The 18,877-nt window shown below is 38.5% G+C and carries 21 protein-coding genes and 1 pseudogene; all 22 read right to left on the bottom strand.

Annotated elements, in window-relative coordinates; translation table 11 throughout:
- Positions 1–29 precede the first annotated feature (29 nt).
- Positions 30–1,475 (bottom strand): ABC transporter ATP-binding protein, encoded by a 1,446-nt coding sequence (locus tag HMPREF9625_RS01615; RefSeq protein ID WP_009535031.1) that lies wholly within the window; start codon positions 1,473–1,475, stop codon positions 30–32.
- Between the two features lie 16 nt (positions 1,476–1,491).
- A complete protein-coding gene (locus tag HMPREF9625_RS01610) occupies positions 1,492–2,172 on the bottom strand; it encodes an energy-coupling factor transporter transmembrane component T family protein (RefSeq protein WP_009535032.1) in 681 nt (226 codons plus the stop codon).
- Positions 2,172–2,750, bottom strand: a complete 579-nt coding sequence (locus tag HMPREF9625_RS01605) for an MptD family putative ECF transporter S component (protein WP_009535033.1) — start codon at positions 2,748–2,750, stop codon at positions 2,172–2,174. The genes HMPREF9625_RS01610 and HMPREF9625_RS01605 overlap by 1 nt, the downstream gene beginning before the upstream one ends.
- A gap of 177 nt (positions 2,751–2,927) precedes the next feature.
- The gene (locus tag HMPREF9625_RS01600; RefSeq protein WP_009535034.1) at positions 2,928–3,887 is read right to left on the bottom strand and encodes a helix-turn-helix domain-containing protein; all 960 of its coding nucleotides are present in this window, start codon (positions 3,885–3,887) and stop codon (positions 2,928–2,930) included.
- A 290-nt stretch (positions 3,888–4,177) separates the two neighbouring features.
- On the bottom strand, positions 4,178–4,639 hold the full coding sequence (locus tag HMPREF9625_RS01590) for a hypothetical protein (RefSeq protein WP_009535035.1): 462 nt from the start codon (positions 4,637–4,639) through the stop codon (positions 4,178–4,180).
- Positions 4,640–4,676: 37 nt separating this feature from the next.
- Positions 4,677–6,155, bottom strand: a complete 1,479-nt coding sequence (gene lsa(C) / locus HMPREF9625_RS01585) for an ABC-F type ribosomal protection protein Lsa(C) (RefSeq protein WP_009535036.1) — start codon at positions 6,153–6,155, stop codon at positions 4,677–4,679.
- A 24-nt stretch (positions 6,156–6,179) separates the two neighbouring features.
- Positions 6,180–7,088 carry a radical SAM mobile pair protein B gene (locus HMPREF9625_RS01580; RefSeq protein WP_009535037.1) on the bottom strand — a complete coding sequence of 303 codons (909 nt, stop codon included), beginning with the start codon at positions 7,086–7,088 and terminating at the stop codon, positions 6,180–6,182.
- On the bottom strand, positions 7,076–7,765 hold the full coding sequence (locus HMPREF9625_RS01575; RefSeq protein ID WP_009535038.1) for a radical SAM mobile pair protein A: 690 nt from the start codon (positions 7,763–7,765) through the stop codon (positions 7,076–7,078). The genes HMPREF9625_RS01580 and HMPREF9625_RS01575 overlap by 13 nt, the downstream gene beginning before the upstream one ends.
- The gene (locus HMPREF9625_RS01570; RefSeq protein ID WP_009535039.1) at positions 7,762–8,199 is read right to left on the bottom strand and encodes a radical SAM mobile pair system MarR family transcriptional regulator; all 438 of its coding nucleotides are present in this window, start codon (positions 8,197–8,199) and stop codon (positions 7,762–7,764) included. The genes HMPREF9625_RS01575 and HMPREF9625_RS01570 overlap by 4 nt, the downstream gene beginning before the upstream one ends.
- 116 nt (positions 8,200–8,315) lie before the next feature.
- The gene (locus HMPREF9625_RS01565) at positions 8,316–9,083 is read right to left on the bottom strand and encodes a class I SAM-dependent methyltransferase (RefSeq protein ID WP_002586626.1); all 768 of its coding nucleotides are present in this window, start codon (positions 9,081–9,083) and stop codon (positions 8,316–8,318) included.
- Positions 9,084–9,133: 50 nt separating this feature from the next.
- Complete coding sequence (gene tet(W) / locus HMPREF9625_RS01560; protein WP_002586627.1) at positions 9,134–11,053, bottom strand: tetracycline resistance ribosomal protection protein Tet(W); 1,920 nt, start codon at positions 11,051–11,053, stop codon at positions 9,134–9,136.
- A 640-nt stretch (positions 11,054–11,693) separates the two neighbouring features.
- A complete protein-coding gene (locus HMPREF9625_RS11070; RefSeq protein ID WP_007593623.1) occupies positions 11,694–11,834 on the bottom strand; it encodes a Maff2 family mobile element protein in 141 nt (46 codons plus the stop codon).
- A gap of 2 nt (positions 11,835–11,836) precedes the next feature.
- On the bottom strand, positions 11,837–12,148 hold the full coding sequence (locus HMPREF9625_RS01550) for a single-stranded DNA-binding protein (RefSeq protein WP_007593624.1): 312 nt from the start codon (positions 12,146–12,148) through the stop codon (positions 11,837–11,839).
- 369 nt (positions 12,149–12,517) lie between these two features.
- Positions 12,518–12,871 (bottom strand): cupin domain-containing protein, encoded by a 354-nt coding sequence (locus HMPREF9625_RS01545; RefSeq protein WP_007593636.1) that lies wholly within the window; start codon positions 12,869–12,871, stop codon positions 12,518–12,520.
- Between the two features lie 36 nt (positions 12,872–12,907).
- Complete coding sequence (msrB, locus tag HMPREF9625_RS01540; RefSeq protein WP_009535040.1) at positions 12,908–14,302, bottom strand: peptide-methionine (R)-S-oxide reductase MsrB; 1,395 nt, start codon at positions 14,300–14,302, stop codon at positions 12,908–12,910.
- 100 nt (positions 14,303–14,402) lie between these two features.
- Complete coding sequence (locus HMPREF9625_RS01535; protein ID WP_009221188.1) at positions 14,403–15,167, bottom strand: nucleoside phosphorylase; 765 nt, start codon at positions 15,165–15,167, stop codon at positions 14,403–14,405.
- Positions 15,168–15,296: 129 nt separating this feature from the next.
- Positions 15,297–15,759, bottom strand: a pseudogene (locus HMPREF9625_RS11620) (GNAT family N-acetyltransferase).
- Positions 15,760–15,989: 230 nt separating this feature from the next.
- Entirely contained in the window at positions 15,990–16,406 is a 417-nt protein-coding gene (locus HMPREF9625_RS01520) for a pyridoxamine 5'-phosphate oxidase family protein (protein ID WP_009535041.1), read from the bottom strand.
- Between the two features lie 93 nt (positions 16,407–16,499).
- Positions 16,500–16,838 carry an SdpI family protein gene (locus tag HMPREF9625_RS01515; protein WP_242822661.1) on the bottom strand — a complete coding sequence of 113 codons (339 nt, stop codon included), beginning with the start codon at positions 16,836–16,838 and terminating at the stop codon, positions 16,500–16,502.
- A 72-nt stretch (positions 16,839–16,910) separates the two neighbouring features.
- Positions 16,911–17,447, bottom strand: a complete 537-nt coding sequence (locus HMPREF9625_RS01510; RefSeq protein WP_009535043.1) for a GNAT family N-acetyltransferase — start codon at positions 17,445–17,447, stop codon at positions 16,911–16,913.
- A 61-nt stretch (positions 17,448–17,508) separates the two neighbouring features.
- Entirely contained in the window at positions 17,509–18,351 is an 843-nt protein-coding gene (locus HMPREF9625_RS01505; RefSeq protein ID WP_009535044.1) for an AraC family transcriptional regulator, read from the bottom strand.
- Positions 18,352–18,480: 129 nt separating this feature from the next.
- Positions 18,481–18,870, bottom strand: a complete 390-nt coding sequence (locus HMPREF9625_RS01500) for a bleomycin resistance protein (protein ID WP_007157256.1) — start codon at positions 18,868–18,870, stop codon at positions 18,481–18,483.
- Positions 18,871–18,877: the final 7 nt, after the last annotated feature.

Raw genomic sequence — 18,877 nt, 5'->3', positions numbered from 1 at the left:
TCCAAATCCTCCTCTTATACCAAAAATTTTTATCTTATGGGAGCAAATAAGAAATCCGATATTTTACCTTCATTTCCTTTTACAGCTATCTTTTTATAAGTCTTGTCATCCAGCATCAGCACCGTATTACACACTTCAAAGAGAAGCTCTAAATCATGGGTAATAATAACCACCGGTCTCTTGGCGGCATATCGCCTTATCATAGCTCCTATTTCTTTCATTCTCTTATAATCAAGCCCTGAAGTCGGCTCGTCCAATATAATGATTTTTCTTTCACTTAAAAAGGCAGTAGCAAGTGCAAGCCTTTGCTTTTGCCCACCGGAAAGTTCTTGTGGGTGATCCATTTTTTTATCCCACAAATCAATCGCATGAATATAGTTAGTGACTTCTTTTAAGTATTCATTATCTTTCACTTTATTTTTAGGAATCAGTTCATTTTCCACTGTATCAAAGAAAATTTGATAATCCACATCCTGCATCATATAATACGATTGCTTCAATCTTTCTTTCGTTGTTTTTCCATAGCTTATTTTCCCTTTATTTTTAATTAAGCCTGCCAAAGTTCTTCCTAACGTTGTTTTTCCGATTCCGTTTTCCCCAATGATTGCCATGATTTCTCCATAATGAAGATCAAAGGAAAGATTCTTTATGAGTTCCTGTTTTCGTATATCAATACTTAAATCTACGATCTCGGCAACCTTTTCTTGCTCTTCATCCGAGTTTTGTGCTTTCAGAGATTCGTAACGGATTGCTCTTAATCCATACTTTTTGCAGTCATTCTCAGTGAGTTCTCCTTGAGAAAACACCCTTTCGATCGTCCCGTCTTTCATATAGATTAAGCGGTCATATAAATCATTCAAAAAAAACAATCGATGTTCCGCAATAATAATTGCCTTTCCCATTTCTTTTAAAGTGCGGACAATATCTCTAAACTGAGCAATCCCTTGATAATCCAAATTGGAGGAAGGCTCATCAAAGAAAATAATTTTGGTATCATATAGTAAAGTGGAAGCGATCGCCACTTTTTGTTTCTGTCCTCCGGAAAGTTCCGAAAGTTTCTTATCCATCAAATTGGAAATCCCCATTTTTTCAAAGGCTTCTTTTGTTTTTTGCTTTAATTCCTCAAGGGGCATTCCTAAGTTTTCTCCGACAAAGGCGACTTCTTCTTCCGCAATGGTAGCAAAAAACTGATCCGATGGATTTTGAAATACATTGCCGATATATTTTGCAAGCTCACCTTTTTCGTAGTCCAGCAAATTTTTATCAAATAATTTTACTTCTCCGTCTAAATCACCCTCATAGTGATTGGGAATTAAGCCATTTAATATTCTTGTTAAAGTCGTTTTTCCACATCCTGAAAGTCCTGTTATAACAATCAATTCACCCGGCTCAACACTTAAACTTAAATTTTTCAAGATAATCTCTTTGCTGTTTTTATATTTAAATTTGTTGATTTTGACTTCTAAAATGTTCATTTATAATCCCCTGCATCTAAAACAATCTCCATACTAAATAGAAAGCAACAACCAAACAAATCAAGTCAAAAATATTATATTTAGTTGGATTGTAACTTGTTTTTTTTATTTTATACTCTGCACCTTTTGAAATAATGGAAGACGTTAAAGTTTCGCTTACATGAAGACACTTATACATCAATGGAATAAGATAAAGTTCAAATGAACGGACAGGATGTACGAGGCTTATTCTTAAGCCCCTTACTTTCATACCATTTCGTATTTCTTTAATCCTTATTTCCATCTCACTCATAAATCTGAGTCCCGTAGTAATACTAAGGTTAAAGTCATTTGGAATTCCAATTTTCCTTAAGGAACTCATTATTGTAAGTGGAGATAAAGAAATCAGTATCCTACCTAAAACAAAAATAGGAAAAAGTTTTATTCCAATTAAAAGTAAACCTATAAAAGATGCCACTCCAAGTCTATAAGGAAGTTTCTCCAACAAATGCAAAAGCAATAAAAGAAATAGGTACTTTACAGACATACTAAGAAATGCTTTTTTTGAATGCGTTAGTAACAAAATAAATGAAACGGACATCATAATGTAATAGCCAAGTTTATCAGTAATAAAAAGTGTAATGGAAAATGAAACGATGAGGATAAACAAAACTATACTATTTACTATGCAAGTCTCTTTTACTGTGTTTTTTTGCATCAAAGTATCCCTTTCTCTTTTCTTTTTTCAAAAAATTTATTATTGATATACATTCCGAACAAACCAGCCAAAGTGACCAAAACAATATTTACAATAATTGAAATCAACATTGCTTTAGGTGTAAAAAATGTGTACATATATTGAGCTTGCTCCGGAGAAAAAACAGTAAATACTTCCACTAATTTTTCAGGACCTAAAACTTTAACAAAGGTCATAGCATGCATTGAAATGATAAACATTCCTGTTGCAATAGCTACTGCAACTCGTTTATCACTTTCATAATTTCCTATGATAAGTTCAGCCACAATGCCTGCTACTAAATTTATGATAAGCATCGGCCAGTATCCCATCAGTGACCAAAAAACAGACAACAACATAAAAAAGATAAAAGCAGAAGGTTTTTTCTTAATTTTTTTTGCCATTACAACAAAGGGTGGAGCAATTACAAGGGCAGAAAAGCCGCTTGCAACATAAAGAGAAACGGTTCCCAACATTCCTGTTCCCATTGATACAGCCATACCTAAAACAAAAGCAATAACTGTAAATACAGTGATTTGAATAATGTCTTTTAACTTCATAATAAACTTCCCTCCTAAATTCCAGTTCTATATTAGTTTCAACTAACCCTGATGAAAAAAATTAAGGCACTGGTGTACCAGTGCCTTACATCACCATTTATGTTAATTGTACCTGCAATGTTAGGAGTTCTCTATAACCAATTGGGTATTTTTTAACTCCAAAAAGACAAATTGCTCTCACTTAAATTCACTTGGAGTTTTACCCATAATACTTTTAAACGCCTTTGAAAACTTGCTTTGATTTTCATAACCGGTCATCTTGGCAAGTTCCCCTATACTTAAGTATGGTTTTTTATGCAAAAGAATTGCTGCTTCTTTTATTCTGTTTGTCCTCATAAAAGCACCTATCGATTGCCCCGAAATACATTGAAAGCAATTTTTAAGACTTGATTCGGAAACCGCAAACTTTTTCGCTAAATCTTTTATCTTCAGCCATTCAAAAGGATTTTCTATAATCATTTTATAACACTCTTGAGTTGCTCTGTATACCGGTTCGGAAAATGATGAAAACTGTTCTGTATCTTTTGATTCTATCAAGCTTAAAAACAAAAGTAACTCTATCGTTTTTATAATAGAGTATGGAAGTTTTACTCTTTCATCTACCTCATACAATTCATTGATAATATGATTTATTCCATCACGAGAACGTATAATCAAAGATTCTCCATTTTTACACAATCTGTCTCGTAATCTATGCAAATCAATATTTCCATACGGAAAAAATTTATCAATTGATTTTTGAGCCACATTTATATCAATAAAAAGTGAAAGTCCAACATATTTCTTCATAGGGATACACGACTTTTTAAATGAAGCTTTGCCAAGATCAACAATACTTAAATCTCCTCTCCCTAAAAAGGCATGCTCGTTATTTTCTAAAATAAATTCATAACAACCTTCTAAACAATGATCAATCTGTAACATACCCTCCTTCGGCTCTATTTTTTGATAAGTAGTTTGCATATTCAAAGTATTGTAAGAAAGTTGAATTCCTTCCAAAAGATTATAGCAGCGCATTTCACCCGTTCCTGTATCATTGTTTAAGCAATATATTTGTATATCCTTTGTCTGCTTTTTTTCTGTGAAAAAGAGTTTATCATAAGCATTTTCAATAACATTGTTTTTATTTAACTCCATTTCTTTTCTCACCTCATTTTTTTACATTTAGTAATCAATTCCTTTTCTTAATCAAAAAACAGACTTAGCCATAAAGTGAAGTTGACATAGCCTTATAGTACTTTCAATCCTTCCGTAATTTGCTTAAAAAAATCTGAACTCCAAATATCCAAAATGGAAGTATCGCAAATAAATGGCTCAACATCCTTTCTGGCTTGCAAAAAGTCAATACTGTCAAAGCGACTCTGCCACCCACGGCAAATTACCGCATGGATTCTCCCGGCAAACAGAGAAAGCATGTCATTTTACCGTCATAAAGCCAGCTTATCCCAATCCTGCACGGATTCTATTACCGGAATCCAACTGTCTATTTCGAATCTTTCCTCTATCCATGGTTCCGCATAGCCGTCCAGAATAAGCACCCCATTGCATTTTATATGGGCTTTTGCCTCTACTATATCTAAAACTTCTATCCTGTATTCAATTAGCGGTTCGTTTTCATAAATATAAAAGGAATCTTCACGCTCTTCGCTTTCCTCTACTGTCTTTACTGAAAATGTAGTCCCCACCAATTCCTTTACATCACTCTTATCGGTATCTATGGGATTGATGCAGATAGAAGGGGAAATCTCATTTCCCTCAAAATCCCCGGGCTTAAACCCAATATCTACAGCCCACGAGGCGCTTTCCTCCCGGTCTGCTTTAAAGAACATGAGGCAGCTTCTTCTATCTCCCCAATCGTCTTGAAAGATAAAATCTTTTATTTTTAACATCTTACTCTCCCCTACAAACCGAAAGTTGTTATTTAGTTCATAGTCGTACTATTTTATTCGCTATATCTTCTACAAACCTCTTATCGTGTTCCACAAATATGAGTGTAGGATTTGCTTCTTTTATAATTTCCTCAATCTGTATTCTTGATATTACATCTATATAATTTAACGGTTCGTCCCAAACAAATATATGAGCCGGCTTTGATAAACTTACCGCAATTAAAACTTTCTTTTTTTGTCCATCGCTATAGTTCTTCATATCTGTTTCAAATAATTCTCTTGCAAAATCTAATTTTCTAAGAATTGTTTTGCACAATGTTTCATCAACACCTTGGCTTTTTATATACTCATTTAGGCTAGCTGTTAAATTGGAGGAATCTTGAGGAATATATGATATTTTTAAATTACTTGCTAATTTTACATCACCTGAATACTCATGATTTAACCCTAATAAAATTTTAATCAAACTTGATTTTCCGCTACCATTCCCCCCATATACAGCCACTATATCTCCTTGCTTTATCTCAAAACTGATATTCCTTAATATCTGCCTTTCTCCATAATATAATGATAAATCGCAAACGGATATTAGAGGATTTTTATGATAATCTAACGTATGCAATAATAGACTTTCCTTTGTTTCAATATCTTTTAGTAAATTCTGTTTTTCTTCTATTGCCTTATTTTGTCTATGCTCCAAATTCTTAGATTTTTTCATCATCTTAGCTGACTGATGACCTATATGTCCCTTGTCCGGTTTTACACCTGATACTTTCACAGCGTTTTTAGTATTTTCAATTTTATCAGACCAAATTTGACTTTGCCTTGCAGCTTCTTTTAATCGTTTAATATCTTTTCTTAATTTCTCATTTTGACTAATTTCAAATTGGTCTTTCCTCAATTTATTTTCATACCAGGATGTAAAATTTCCTGATTGGACATCAATAGAATTCCTGTTAAGAGAAATAACATGATTGATACATCCATCTAAAAAAACTCTATCATGCGAAATAAGCAAAAAACCTTTTTTACTTTTCAGATATTCACTGACAATTTTTCTTCCGTCAATATCTAAATGGTTTGTTGGTTCATCTATAAGTAAAAAACCATCTTCTCTTGTAAACAAAATAGCTAAAAGGATTTTTGTTTGTTCTCCTTTAGAAAGCGTTGCAAACTCTCTGTAAACAAGCTTCTCCTCTACATTTAGCAAATTAAGTTCTCTAAATAATTTCCATTCTTCCTCATCTGATATAAGTTCTTTATATAACTCAATCCCTAATTTTGAAGTATCACTTAAATTAGGTGGAAATTTAATAAAGTCAACACTTTTGCTGATTTTACCTTGATAAACTTCTTGGTTTAGAAGTAGCTTAAATAGTGTTGATTTTCCAATTCCGTTTCTTCCTATTAGCCCTGTTTTCCAGTTCGTATCAAATGAAAAGGATACATTTTCAAATACAGGTTTTACATAGCCATAATATGAGAAAGTGAGATTTTCAATTTTAATTGTTGACACAAAAACACCCCCTCAAATTCAAAGTTAGCGATTTCTTTTTCCGGTATTTTCTGTCCCTCGGATTTCCTCATGATAGAAATAATCTACAATCACCGGATGTCCCTGCGGGACTCTGCCATAAGGCATTTCATTATCCACAAAGGGACAATCATACTTCTTAGCCATTTCCGCAGCTTTTACTTCAAGCGCTTCAAAGTAGCTACGGTTATGCTTGTTATAGATCTCATCGTAAAGCGGTACAAGATCAGGATATTTTCCGGCGATATACTCCATAATTGTCTTTTTGAAGCCACCCCGAAGATTGAGGTTTTCGAGCCAGAACAGATCGCACTGATCCTTTACCCGCTCAAAGATGGCTTCAAAGTCCGTGATCCCGGGGAATACCGGGGATACGAAACAGACTGTACGGATTCCTGCGTCATATACCTGCTTCATAGCAGCGATACGCCGTTCAATGCTCGAAGCAGAGTCCATATCGTTCTTGAAATTTTCATCCAGTGTGTTGATCGACCATGAAACGGTCACTCGTCCAAGCTTCTTCAGCAGATCAATATCCCTTACCACAAGATCAGACTTTGTGCAGATCAGAATCTCTGCGTCACTACCAATCAACTGATCCAGAAGTTTTCTGGTATTCCCGAATTGCTCCTCCTGTGGATTGTAGCCATCCGTCACAGAACCGATGACCACCCGCTGTTCGGCATATTTCTTCGGATTTTTAATTTCCGACCAATGCTTCACATCAAGGAAAGTGCCCCATTCCTCCGTGTGTCCGGTAAAGCGCTTCATAAAAGAAGCATAGCAATACTTGCAGGCATGTGTACAGCCCACATAGGGATTGACCGAGTAACCGCCTACCGGCAGACCGGACTTAGTCATGATGTTCTTTGTTTCCACCTCGTCAATGAGGATTCCATCGATTACTTCTGCCATCTTTTCTGTACCTCCAACACTTTATTGAATTCTTCCGGCATTTCCTGAATCATATTTTTATCCCCTATGATAGGGACAAGGTCTTCCTTCATAAACACCGGAATACCAAGCGAGTGCGCCCGGTTCGCAAGAGACCATGCCCATTCCGGCTCCGTATGAATCTTCCTGCTCTGAGCTCCGGTCATGGTGCCGACAACAATCCAGTTGACTCCGGAAAGGTCAACTGGGCCGGGATCATCGAATAACGGCTCAAAGGTAACATGGTAATGTTTTGCTCTGACGTTTTTACGAAGGGCGTCGATACGCCACAGTTCTGCTTTCCTCGTCACCGTAACGCCAAACCATACGTTTTCCAGATCGGTATCAAAATCCAGCAGATCGGGACGTTTGGTAAGAAACAGGAACTGATGCTGTGGATTTTCACGGATTTTTGCAAACACTTCGTCTCTCCATTCCGGCTTCCATCCGGAGAGATCGCTCATTCCGGTAAGAAGAAAGTTCTGCGGACGTTTCTTTTCCATCATCTTGAGCTTACCCGGGAAGAATTCAGGATCAGCGAAGTCATCAATCATATGCCAGCGTTTCACATTATTACGGGCATAGCAATATGTACACCCCACTGTACAGCCTATGACGATGTTCATGTTCTGGATCTGATCTTTGATACAAATACTCATGACTTCTGCCACTCCTCAAGATTCTTTCTGATGCGGTCGAGGCATTCCTCAAACCGGGTAATTTCTTCCTCTGAAAAACCCTTATAGTAAATACTTCCCATCTCATCAGATACAGAATCGTACTCGCCCTTTAAGGCATGTGCTTTCTCAGTCAGAAACAGGAGTGTTTTCCTTTTGTCCGTTTCAGACTGAACACGGCTTATCAGCCCTTGATTTTCCATTCTTTCCAGCATCGTCGTAAGAGATGTTATCGCTAATCCGCATTTGACCGAAAGCGACCTGATTGAGATACCATCCTCCTGCCACAGCACATAAAGAATACGCCCCTGGGCTCCATTGAACGCATCTATATTCTTTTCACTGAGAATCTTCTCAAAAATCCGGTCACCAAGTTGTTTTATTTTGGTGACCAGAAATCCGCCATTTGTTTTCATGCAAAATCTCCTATATAGTAGTTTTCTTTAAACAATACTATATAGGAGATTTATTGTCAACAGTTTATATGTCTTAATAGGTAAAATCCGTTTTTTTCAATACTCCAAACTGGAATTTATTTTAAGCTATCACGTTTTACCTTCTTAAGCCTTACTATCATTACCATAGGAATTTCTTTGTTGGTTTTAAAACATTCTTCATAAAATCCATCAATGACAAATCCAGCTCTAAAACAAAGGTTAAAAATATCTTGTATGGAACGATGATAATAAATCTGCTCTTTCGGTTGCCCTTCAATCGCTATATCATAGTAACTGTGCGGTGTCATATATTTTTCAGTCAACGTGACAAAACAAGGGTGTTGCGTTGCAAAGACAAAAATTCCGCTTTCCTGCAACAGTTCATAAACAGCCATAAGAAGTGGTTCAATATCCGTAATATCCATAATTGCCATATTAGAAACTGCTTTCGTAAAGGCTCGATTTCTTTTTAATTCTAATATACTTTTTCTATCGGTCGCATCCGCCACACAAAATTCAATTTGTTTTGCATATTGTGATTGCCGTCTTTTAGCCAATTCTATCATTTTTTTGCTGTAATCAAAAGCGACAACCGAAGCGCCTCTTTGTGCAAGATACGAAGAATAATTTCCATTGCCACACGCAATATCCAAAATGTAATCCGCAGGATTAGGAGATAGAAGTTCCGTTACTTTGGGACGCACTACCTCTCTGTGAAATTCATTAGATTCGTCACCCATTGCATTATCCCAAAATTGTGCGTTCTCCTCCCAGATTTTTTTACTTTCCTCTGTTCCCATGTTCTCTCCCACTCCCCAAATTTGCTTTTTTGCTTCCATTAAATCTTCCTTACTATATTCCATTGTTACCCTCCATAACTTCTGATTGTTGCCGTCTTGACGATTATGTATCTTTACATTACCTTCTGAAACATATGGCGCACCTTGTCCAGGCGGCTGTTTGGACGGCGGGGCTGGATGACCGGCTGACCGACAGCGGCCTGATATCCTTTCAGCTCTGTAAGGCATACGCTCCGCCCGTTGGTGTAAAAGGCCAGATCAGTACGGTATGCCTGTATACAGCGGGCGGGAATCTCGCCAGTAAAGACAACTTCATCCTTTTTTACCTGGGCCGTTTCGATGGTGGCACAGTATTTCGGTGCATCATGATAAGCCCTGGAAAGGTATTCCTGGGGCGCATAGAGGATGAAGGAGAGATAAGGTTCCAGCAGCTGCGTCCCCGATTCCTTCAATGCCTGTTCCAATACAATCGGGGCCAATGAGCGGAAGTCCGCCGGCGTGCTGACCGGACTGTAATAAAGCCCGTATTCAAAGCAAATCTTACAGTCCGTTACGTTCCAGCCGAACAAGCCCTGCTCCAGCCCGTAACGGATACCATCCCTGACAGCGTTTTGAAAACTCTGGTTCAAGTATCCCAGCGAAACCCGGCTCTCGTATTGTACACCGGAGCCAAGCGAGAGTGGTGTAACAGACAGTCCTATGGATGCCCAAAACGGGTTGGGCGGCACCTCGATATGGATGGTGTGGCTGGCTGCTTTGAGCGGCCGCTCCATATAAATGACGGAGGGTTCCTTTACCACTGTTTCAAGCTTGTATTTTTCCGACAGCAAAGCGGAAACAACCTCCAACTGCACCCGGCCCAAAAAAGAAAGAATGATCTCATGGGTGATGGAATCCACTTCGCAACGCAAAAGCGGGTCAGTATCCGCAAGTTGCGTAAGAGCGTCCAGCAGCCGTTCTCTTTGCGCTGCCGTTTTCGGCGCAATCGTCGTCCGCAGCATGGGGAGGGGGTCCTCGCGCCACCTTTTACGAGGGAGCCGGGTTTGGTCCCCTAATACATCGTTTAACCTCACGCTGTCGCTGGGAAGGATAACAATTTCACCCTGATAAGCGGTGTCTGTCCGAACAATTTCCCCTTTGGATGGAATACGCATCTCTGTGATTTTCAGCTTTTCTCTCCCGGCCAGGGCCACCGTATCCCGCAGGCGCAGCGTTCCGCTGTATAACCGTAGATAGACACGCCGCTGGCCGCAATCGGTGTACTCAACCTTGAAAACGCTGCCGCATAGGGCGGCGCCCCCCTGTTCCCCAATCGGTTGGAACAGCCCTGTCACCGCATCCATCAACGGTTGAATGCCAAGGCCATTTTTGGCGCTGCCATGATAGACTGGGAACAGGGAGGCGTCTTGAACCCGCTGCTGTTCCTCCCGCGCAAGTTTTTCCCGGCTGATTGGTTCTCCTGCGATATACTTTTCCAATAATTCATCGTTATTTTCGATGACCGCATCCCATGCTTCTATGTCGGTATTTTCCTCCAGGACTATTTCCGGGGACAGCGACACCGTCTGCTTGATGATAATATCGGCGGAGAGCTTATCCCGAACAGACTGAACCACGCTCTGCAAATCAACGCCAGCCTGGTCGATCTTGTTGATAAAGATAACGGTGGGAATGTTCATTTTCCGCAGGGCATGGAACAGAATACGGGTCTGGGCCTGCACGCCATCTTTAGCGGAGATCACCAAGATGGCCCCATCTAAAACAGCCAAAGAGCGGTACACCTCCGCCAAAAAATCCATGTGGCCGGGCGTATCCACAATGTTAACTTTACATCTGTGCCACTGGAAGGAAGTGACTGCCGCTTGAATGGTAATCCCACGCTGCCGCTCCAAAAACATGGTGTCCGTCCTCGTTGTCCCTTTTTCGACGCTCCCCGGTTCTGAAATGGCTCCGCTGGCATATAGCAGGCTCTCCGTCAAGGTCGTCTTTCCAGCGTCTACATGGGCAAGAATTCCAATATTGATTATTTTCATGTGATTGTCCTCCCTTTACAGCCCCAAAGGGCATAAAAATCCCCAGCAGTAAAATACTTTTACCACTGGGGATTATAAGTTGCGGACATACACATATACAGCATACACCTGTTTGTGATTGCTGTTTTTGGGGATATGTCAAAATTGATAAGGCAAAAGTATTCTTAAATTGGGTACAAAAAACTAAGCCCCTACAAAAGGAGCTATCATAATCCTTTGTTCCCACTATTTGATTATAGTTTTATTTAAGAATACCTTGCCGCATATTTTTTACTCCTTTTCTGGATTAAATCATTGTATCACATCAGTTTTAGGAAAGCAAGTACCTAAAAGAAATTTTTCTTCCCCTTATATGTAACAATCATACCGGCTTCCTAGCGTTCAGAATGTTTTCTGCTGTCTGCTGTGGTGTTTGGTTGGAATTGTCCAACCAAAAGCCGATCCGTGGTGTTGTCTGCATTTTACTAAATACAAATTCAATGTATACAGAAAGATATAAGGAGTGGGAGGGATTCCGCCGTAGTTGGCATTGTAGGAAAATCCAAAAGTTTAGATTTTCCCACAATGCTTATCTTTTGGTCTTTGGTTCGGAATAGTGTAGTGCTGGCGGTCTATCTCTTGTTTTCGGTTGCTTGCTTCCTTACCGTACATGAGCATTTGCTCCTGGATTATCATTTCCATATCCCTCCATAAGGTTAATGACTCCCCAGGCTCCAAGTCCGGCTCCTACTGCCATAACCAAAATCTGTAATACATTGACTGCCTGAACAAAAAAATCCATATTTATTCCTCCTCGTTTTCTTCCTTCTTTTCAATCTTGTTATATGACTTCACTACAAAGTTTTTGTAAGTCTTTCCCTCTTTTTCACGCTTCTTAAAGTAGCCGAAGATATGAATCAAATCGCCTTTCTCAAAGGCTTTTGCTATTTCTGTCTTTTCTCCATAAGCTGCACAGTTGATATACTCCTTACCCTTACCGTACTTTTTTACAAGCGTAAAATTTGCAACTTCTACCGTTTCTCCGTCTTTTTCAAAGTTTGAGAAAGTAGGTTCCGCCAATAAGTTGGCGTTGATGTTAATCATTTCTTGTTTCATCTTTTTAAATTTCTCCTTTTCATTTCAATAAAAAAAGCGACCAGAAGTATTACTTTTCCAATCGCTGATACTCTTACTATTTAGTTTTTTCTTAGTGGGACTTCTGATCCTTATCATCTTATCTCCTTTATTGTCTTTAACATATTTAAGGGAATTAGCATTTTGTCGTGTATATATTAGTGAAAGGTACTTGAAATACTAGTTCGCTAATTAGTGAGTTTCCCCTATTTATTGATCGCAATATAAATTGAAAATAGGCATGAAAAAAGACGATAGATTTTTTTCTTTTCTATCGTCTTACGCATTTAGTATTCAATTTTTCAGTTCGACAAACTTGAATGTATCAAAACACATTCAAAAAAATGTATTTCATTCGCCTATAGGATCATAATCTGCCGGAACCGGTGCAACGATACTCACAAAAACTATATCCTCTGTTCCTGTGTTCATTGCGCCGTGACATGCACCTTTAGGAGAAACGATAACCTGTCCTTTTTTTAAGGGAATCTCTTTATCCGGTTCGGGATAGAATATTCCTTCTCCCTGTAAAATGATCCAGATATCATCAGAATTGTGGTGACGGTGCTTCTGCAAGGTTTGTCCCGGTTTAATCACCCACACCGACCCTCCTGTAGATTCTGTTTGGTAAAAAGGTGTTTTCTTTGCAGCTTTTTTGTCTTCTTGTTTTACCATGTCCATTTCATAGATTCTTTTTTCTTCCATTGCTATATGCCCCCTTGTATTGATTTTTGATTATTCTTACTCAAAGAGCTTCCGATACTCCCCATACCCTTGTTCTTCCAGTTCATCGTAGGGAATGAATCTAAGAGCTGCCGAGTTGATGCAATAACGCAGCCCGCCGGACTCGCGGGGACCATCGTTGAACACGTGACCCAGATGGGAATCCGCGCCGCTGCTGCGCACTTCCGTCCGGACCATACCATGTGAAGTGTCCACGGCCTCAGTGACAGCATCTTCCGCGATCGGCCTGGTGAACGCCGGCCAGCCACACCCGGAATTATACTTGTCCATGGATGTAAAGAGCGGTTCGCCGCTGACAATGTCGACATAAAGGCCCTTTTCAAAGAAGTCGTCATACTCGCCGGTGAAGGCGTACTCCGTGGCGGCGTGCTGTGTGACCTCAAAGGCCAAATCGCCGATCCGCACCCGAAGTTCATCTGCAGATTCTTCTGCGCTGTTTTGCTGAAGATCAAAGTAACTGCGCGGGATATGGCAGTAGCCGCCGGGATTCTTGTCCAGATACTTCTGGTGATACTCTTCTGCGGGGAAGAAGTTTTCCAACGGAAGCAGTTCAACAGCAAGCCTGGCTCCGGCTTTCTCTTCCTCCGCCCGATAAACCGCTTCGATTTCCGGAAGCTGGTCTTCTTCCGTATAATAGATCCCCGTCCGGTACTGGATGCCTCGATCATTGCCCTGTTTGTTTACAGAGAGCGGATCGATCACCATGAAATAGTAATTCAGCAAATCAGTCAGAGAAATTACAGCAGGGTCATAGTCGACCCGCACTGTCTCGGCATGCCCGCTGCTGTTACAGACGTCCTGATAGGTCGGAGCTTCGTCAGGTCCGTTTGCATAACCTGCTTCTGTTCGGATTACGCCGACAAACTGATCAAAGAACTTCTGCGTTCCCCAGAAGCAGCCGCCTGCAAGATAGATTGTTTTTATATTCTCCGGTATCTCCATAGTAGTTTCTCCTGTCACGATCTCTCCGGACCAGGTGTTGATCCCGCCGAATTCGTAGATGTTGGTATATCCCATGTCCGCAAGCTTTTGCGCTGCTTGCTTGGATCTGTTCCCGCTTCGGCAGTAAATCAGGATGATCTGATCCAGATCCGGGAGTTCTTCCGGCCGCTCCGCTTCAATGCTCTCATTTGGAATTAGAATTGCGCCAGGAATATGGCCTGCATCGTATTCATCTTGCCTGCGGGCATCTACAATCACATGCCCGTCATCCCGGGTCATCATCTGCTTTGCCATATCTTGATCGATCTGATGATAGCTCTCGACCTCTTGCACTGAACCGGCAGTATTTACCAAACAACCAGTCAGAAGAAAAATGGTCATCAAAATCAAAAACAACGGTCTTGGAACACCTGAGCGCCCTTTTTCCACTATTGCTCTCATCTTTTTCATTCTATGTTACCTCGGTAAATTCAAATTTGTCATAGTTTTTACATAGATAAAATTACAATTTTTCCTTCAATTATTATCTCAATAAAATGGAGTATCTTTTTTATATATTGCATATTAAATTCAAAGCAAGGTGTAATGCTCTAGAGTGTGACGAAATTCCCCAATTCCTTTCATCATGTTCAGTAACACTTGCAAGCGAATCCGCAGTAAAAAAGAATTGACCAAATGATGCTCCTCTTTTTTGTGAACACGCAGCAAGTGCAGCACATTCCATTTCGACAGCAGAGCAGCCTTCACTTAATCTATACTGAACCATTTCCCGTGTTTCCCTAAAAAAACCATCTGTTGTCCAAGTTATGCACTCTTCAAATGGTATGTCTAATTTTTCAAAAACATCCTTAATTTCACCAATCATTTTCCGGTCGATTTCAATATATCGTGATGGTGGTAAATAATGGAATGATGTTCCCTCATCTCTCAATGCTTTTGTAGGAATAAGGAATGCATTTTCTTTTATATCCCTCAGAACCCCACAAGAACCTGTTGCAATTATTTTCTTACAACCACAAGCAATCAGCCTGTCCAAAAGCTGTACGGACGCAGGTGCACCAATATTAGGACGGACAAGACATATTCTTTGCCCTTTATACTCAATCACATATATATTTGTAGTTCTACAGCAATTTTCAAATTCTTCGGCAATTATTGCATTACTATTCATTGCGAATTCATCTACGCAGTCTCCTAAGAAAGCAAACACACACTTTTCCGGAAGTTTCAACTCCTCGCAACCATGATTTGGTTTAATTACCTCTATAGAAAAATTGTCATATTCAAGTATAGGAATTTCATTTTTTATTATCATCTTCAGCATTCTCCTCTAAATATTAACTATTCATCTATTCATTATTTATTAGTCCAAACGAGTGGGAAATAAAATTTATCAAACCGGCAAATTTATTTTTTAAATCTACAAACCCGGAGTTACCATAAACTAAAGTTTACAAAACATAACATAGTCCTCTTCATTTTCACGAACAACTTCAAAACCTACTTTTTTATACATACTCACTGCATAGTTTATCTTTTGAACCGATAATGAAACTTGCTTATATTCTCTCTCTTTCAATGTCAAAAGAATTTGTTTCATAAGTTCAGTTCCAATTCCCAAATTCCTATATTCCTTGAGGAGAGAAATGGAAAGAGAGGGTGTTGTGTCATCAATAATCATTGATGATACGAGTCCATACAGCTCCTACTACCTTTCCATCAAAATCCGCCACATAACATAAATCATCTTTCTTGCCAAAATCAGCAACATATATTTGTAAATCGGGATGTTCTATAATATCTTTGGATGGAGCTTGTACTCCTTCAGGAATAAAAATAGCTTCATATAGAAAAGTATCCAATAAATTAATTTCATTCTGCTTTAATTCTCTAATTACATAATCCATTATTGCCTCCAATCTATGTTCTGTAAATTTATTATTTTATAAATCGGTATAAATTCCACACATACTATACCTCCATACTTTTTGAATTGTTTCTGCTACTTCTAATTTTCCATTATACTAATCATCTCGCAAATTCAAATTTGTTTGCACTATGTCAGCAAATCATAATCAGTACATTTCCTTTGGCTTTCGATATATTTCCTTTAGCTTTCAATATATTCGATTGCAATTTATAGCTTTAACGTTTTAATGCTGTGTAAATCCTTGGTAACTACAGCCGTATCAAATCTGATCTCAAATAAAATCAACGATTCTCCTGCATATTCTATCGTGTCTTTGTAGCCCTGAATTTTAGCAATAAATTGCTCGGCAAGATCAAAAATCGTCTTGGAACTTTTTTGCACTATCCCCTTAGCTTTGACATGCTCATTTCCTCCGTGAGGAATGGTGGTAAATGCCACGTTTGGATTTTCATTTATTTCTTTCACTTTGTCGTTTCCTTTGAAAGACGAAAAGTAAAGTATATTTTCAGCCGGCTCAAAATAAAAATTTACTATTCTTACATTGGGAACATTATTTACAGATGTTGCCAAGGCTATTTCCGTTTGTTCAGCCATAATTCTTAAAAATTCCGCTTTTATATCCATTTAAGGAGACCTCCTTTTTCGATACCTTACTTATTCTATTCTTTTTGATATTTTGCTAGTCCTTACGAATAAAATATAGAACAACTCTTACATTTACTTTCTTGTGTTATAAAACTCTTTATACTTCGGATCATCGTATTCAAAATATCTGTAGCCAACTCCTTTTTGTTTTACAAGTACAAGGGCAATAGCCATCACAGAAAGAGGCACTGAAAGCAGTCCACAAAGATACCATAGTTTTCCAAAATATTGATTAGCAAACTTCCATGTTTCTCCATTCCTCATTGACCTTTTTGTTCGGTATCCATATACATAATTGATTTCTTTCGGGGTTCCCCTGAAAAGTAGCCAGCCAAAGAAAAGCATAGTGAACGGAATAAGTAAAACCATGATTAGCATGAATATCCTAAATCCCATTTGAATTCCCTCCATTCTTTTACTTCTAAAGGATCAATTCAGCCTCAGCTATACTTGAAAATCATTTTTCTTGCTCTTCTTATGTAATCATGAATAGTTTACTAAATCCAGGTTTATCCCATCACACATTTTTTCCATAATGACTGCTACGCCCTGCTCATTTTCTTTTTCTACACCCGTATCCGTAAAACCGCATTTTCTCCAAAAGTTCCTGCTTTGCATATTTCCTTTCATATAGGCCAACCTTACTTTTTTATAGCCTGCTCTTTTCCATGCAGTGAAAGCCTCTATAATAATAGCGCTCCCTTTCCCTTTTCCGGACTCTTTACTGTCCATCATAAACAAACCGATGAAAATCGTATCTTCTTCAGGAAAGGAGAGAATAAAGTCCATAATGGCAATTAAGCTGTCATTTTCAAAAAAGCCGATATAGAATTTATCCTCAAGGCTTTTCCCCTCCGGTAAGGCTTTTAAATCATTCAGCACCGTTTCCCTACATGGCTTTGGTGGGCAATACGCAAAGTATTGGGGATTGCCATTCTCCAGATTCAAAATCCTGGAGATATCCTCTTCCTCCATTTTTTTAATTCTATACTTTGTAGACAGTTGGCTGATGTTCAGCATACTTCTTCTATCTCCCCAATCCTCTTGAAATGGAATCTCTTTTATTTTACAAACCTGTTTTTTAAGCTTTAGTTATCGGAATCCACAGCTCCATTTTATAATCATTGCTGTGCATATCACCTTCATAATAATATTCAAAGTCAGGTTTTCCTGAATGAACATAGCCATGCTCAGGGAAAAAGACTTCCATCGCATATTTCCATCCATTATGAATGCAATCCGGAACACTTCCTATTAACTCCACAACTGCATACTCTGCTTCTTCCACTTCCAAAACATCTAATCCCATACTTCTTGCTTTGTCTGCACCTGTAACAATATAGCCTGCCATATAGTTTATTGTGCTTGGGTTTTCCACATCATGGCAAATTCCCACTCTTTGACCGCTTCCCAAACTTGCAAGTTCATCGTGGCTATATTTTTCATACAGCGTATCCCAGACACTCGGACATAATGATGAATTGATGCTTTGTTTATTTATCCCTGCAACCGTAAAGGCTTTTTTCTTTTGAATTGTAATATTCATGCTTCTTCCTCCTCTTACACTTAGTGCTAACTGCACCCGTGATACTAATTTGAACGGTTTCCCGTTTCTTACCTCAGAAGGAGTAAATCCATGAAAATTCTTAAATGCAGTTCCAAATGAATCCGATGACTCATATCCGAATTTTAAGGCAACATCAATAATCTTTTCGTCCGTATCCCTTAATATAACGGCAGCTTCCGTCAATTTTCGGCTTCTTAAATATTCTGATAGCGTTGTTTCGGTTAGAATAGAGAACAATCGGCTGAACATAGAATAAGAGTATCCGGATAGCTGAGTTACTTTCTTTTCGTCAATCTCATCATCAAGAACTGTTTCAAGATAATCAATCGTATTGTTAAATGACTTGATAATATTCATTTCAATCCCTCCTTTCTTTCGGTTTATTTTAGTATAGAGGAAGACTTATTTTCCTACCCTACAATATCTGTACAAGTTTTATAGGTCTCATCTCATAATACCTTGCTAAATTCAACATATTGGCATTTATCAATTTGTAAATCTTAATAAATATCCATTGGGATCTTGTATTAAGAACTCAATTTGTGTTTCTTCTGCACCATTAACTTGATATTGATTTCTTGTTAGTTCTCTATATATTTCAAAATTTAGAGTTTTCACTAATTTATAAATTCCTTCAACATCTTCGACTGCTATTGAAAAATTTATACCTCTTCCCAAGGGATAACTTAATTCGCCTGTGTTCCACCCATCATCATGAATTTGTTCAAACATAAACTGACTACCTTGAAAAGACATGAAAACAAACCTTTCATCATTGCGTTCGTATTCTATTTTGAATCCTAATCTGCTATAGAATTTTTTTGTTTTATTAATATCAAAAACCGATAATTCCGGAATCATCTTATTAAAATCCATCTCTGTC

This window comes from Oribacterium parvum ACB1, assembly GCF_000238055.2.
GTDB lineage: Bacteria > Bacillota > Clostridia > Lachnospirales > Lachnospiraceae > Oribacterium > Oribacterium parvum.
Note: the sequence above shows the minus strand (reverse complement) of the source record. Positions and strands in the feature narration are given on the sequence as shown.

Bases quoted from the DNA above. Each gene is read 5' to 3' on its own strand.
- HMPREF9625_RS01545 (WP_007593636.1), bottom strand. From the start codon at position 12,871: ATGGAAGAAAAAAGAATCTATGAAATGGACATGGTAAAACAAGAAGAC.
- HMPREF9625_RS01505 (WP_009535044.1), bottom strand. From the start codon at position 18,351: ATGAATATTATCAAGTCATTTAACAATACGATTGATTATCTTGAAACA.
- HMPREF9625_RS01520 (WP_009535041.1), bottom strand. From the start codon at position 16,406: ATGGATATAAAAGCGGAATTTTTAAGAATTATGGCTGAACAAACGGAA.
- HMPREF9625_RS01565 (WP_002586626.1), bottom strand. From the start codon at position 9,083: ATGGAATATAGTAAGGAAGATTTAATGGAAGCAAAAAAGCAAATTTGG.
- HMPREF9625_RS01615 (WP_009535031.1), bottom strand. From the start codon at position 1,475: ATGAACATTTTAGAAGTCAAAATCAACAAATTTAAATATAAAAACAGC.
- HMPREF9625_RS01510 (WP_009535043.1), bottom strand. From the start codon at position 17,447: ATGCTGAACATCAGCCAACTGTCTACAAAGTATAGAATTAAAAAAATG.
- HMPREF9625_RS01575 (WP_009535038.1), bottom strand. From the start codon at position 7,765: ATGAGTATTTGTATCAAAGATCAGATCCAGAACATGAACATCGTCATA.
- HMPREF9625_RS01605 (WP_009535033.1), bottom strand. From the start codon at position 2,750: ATGAAGTTAAAAGACATTATTCAAATCACTGTATTTACAGTTATTGCT.
- HMPREF9625_RS01590 (WP_009535035.1), bottom strand. From the start codon at position 4,639: ATGTTAAAAATAAAAGATTTTATCTTTCAAGACGATTGGGGAGATAGA.
- HMPREF9625_RS01500 (WP_007157256.1), bottom strand. From the start codon at position 18,870: ATGGATTTTAATAAGATGATTCCGGAATTATCGGTTTTTGATATTAAT.
- HMPREF9625_RS01515 (WP_242822661.1), bottom strand. From the start codon at position 16,838: ATGGAGGGAATTCAAATGGGATTTAGGATATTCATGCTAATCATGGTT.
- HMPREF9625_RS01600 (WP_009535034.1), bottom strand. From the start codon at position 3,887: ATGGAGTTAAATAAAAACAATGTTATTGAAAATGCTTATGATAAACTC.
- HMPREF9625_RS11070 (WP_007593623.1), bottom strand. From the start codon at position 11,834: ATGGATTTTTTTGTTCAGGCAGTCAATGTATTACAGATTTTGGTTATG.
- HMPREF9625_RS01580 (WP_009535037.1), bottom strand. From the start codon at position 7,088: ATGGCAGAAGTAATCGATGGAATCCTCATTGACGAGGTGGAAACAAAG.
- HMPREF9625_RS01610 (WP_009535032.1), bottom strand. From the start codon at position 2,172: ATGCAAAAAAACACAGTAAAAGAGACTTGCATAGTAAATAGTATAGTT.
- HMPREF9625_RS01570 (WP_009535039.1), bottom strand. From the start codon at position 8,199: ATGAAAACAAATGGCGGATTTCTGGTCACCAAAATAAAACAACTTGGT.
- msrB (WP_009535040.1), bottom strand. From the start codon at position 14,302: ATGAAAAAGATGAGAGCAATAGTGGAAAAAGGGCGCTCAGGTGTTCCA.
- HMPREF9625_RS01550 (WP_007593624.1), bottom strand. From the start codon at position 12,148: ATGAAACAAGAAATGATTAACATCAACGCCAACTTATTGGCGGAACCT.
- HMPREF9625_RS01535 (WP_009221188.1), bottom strand. From the start codon at position 15,167: ATGATAATAAAAAATGAAATTCCTATACTTGAATATGACAATTTTTCT.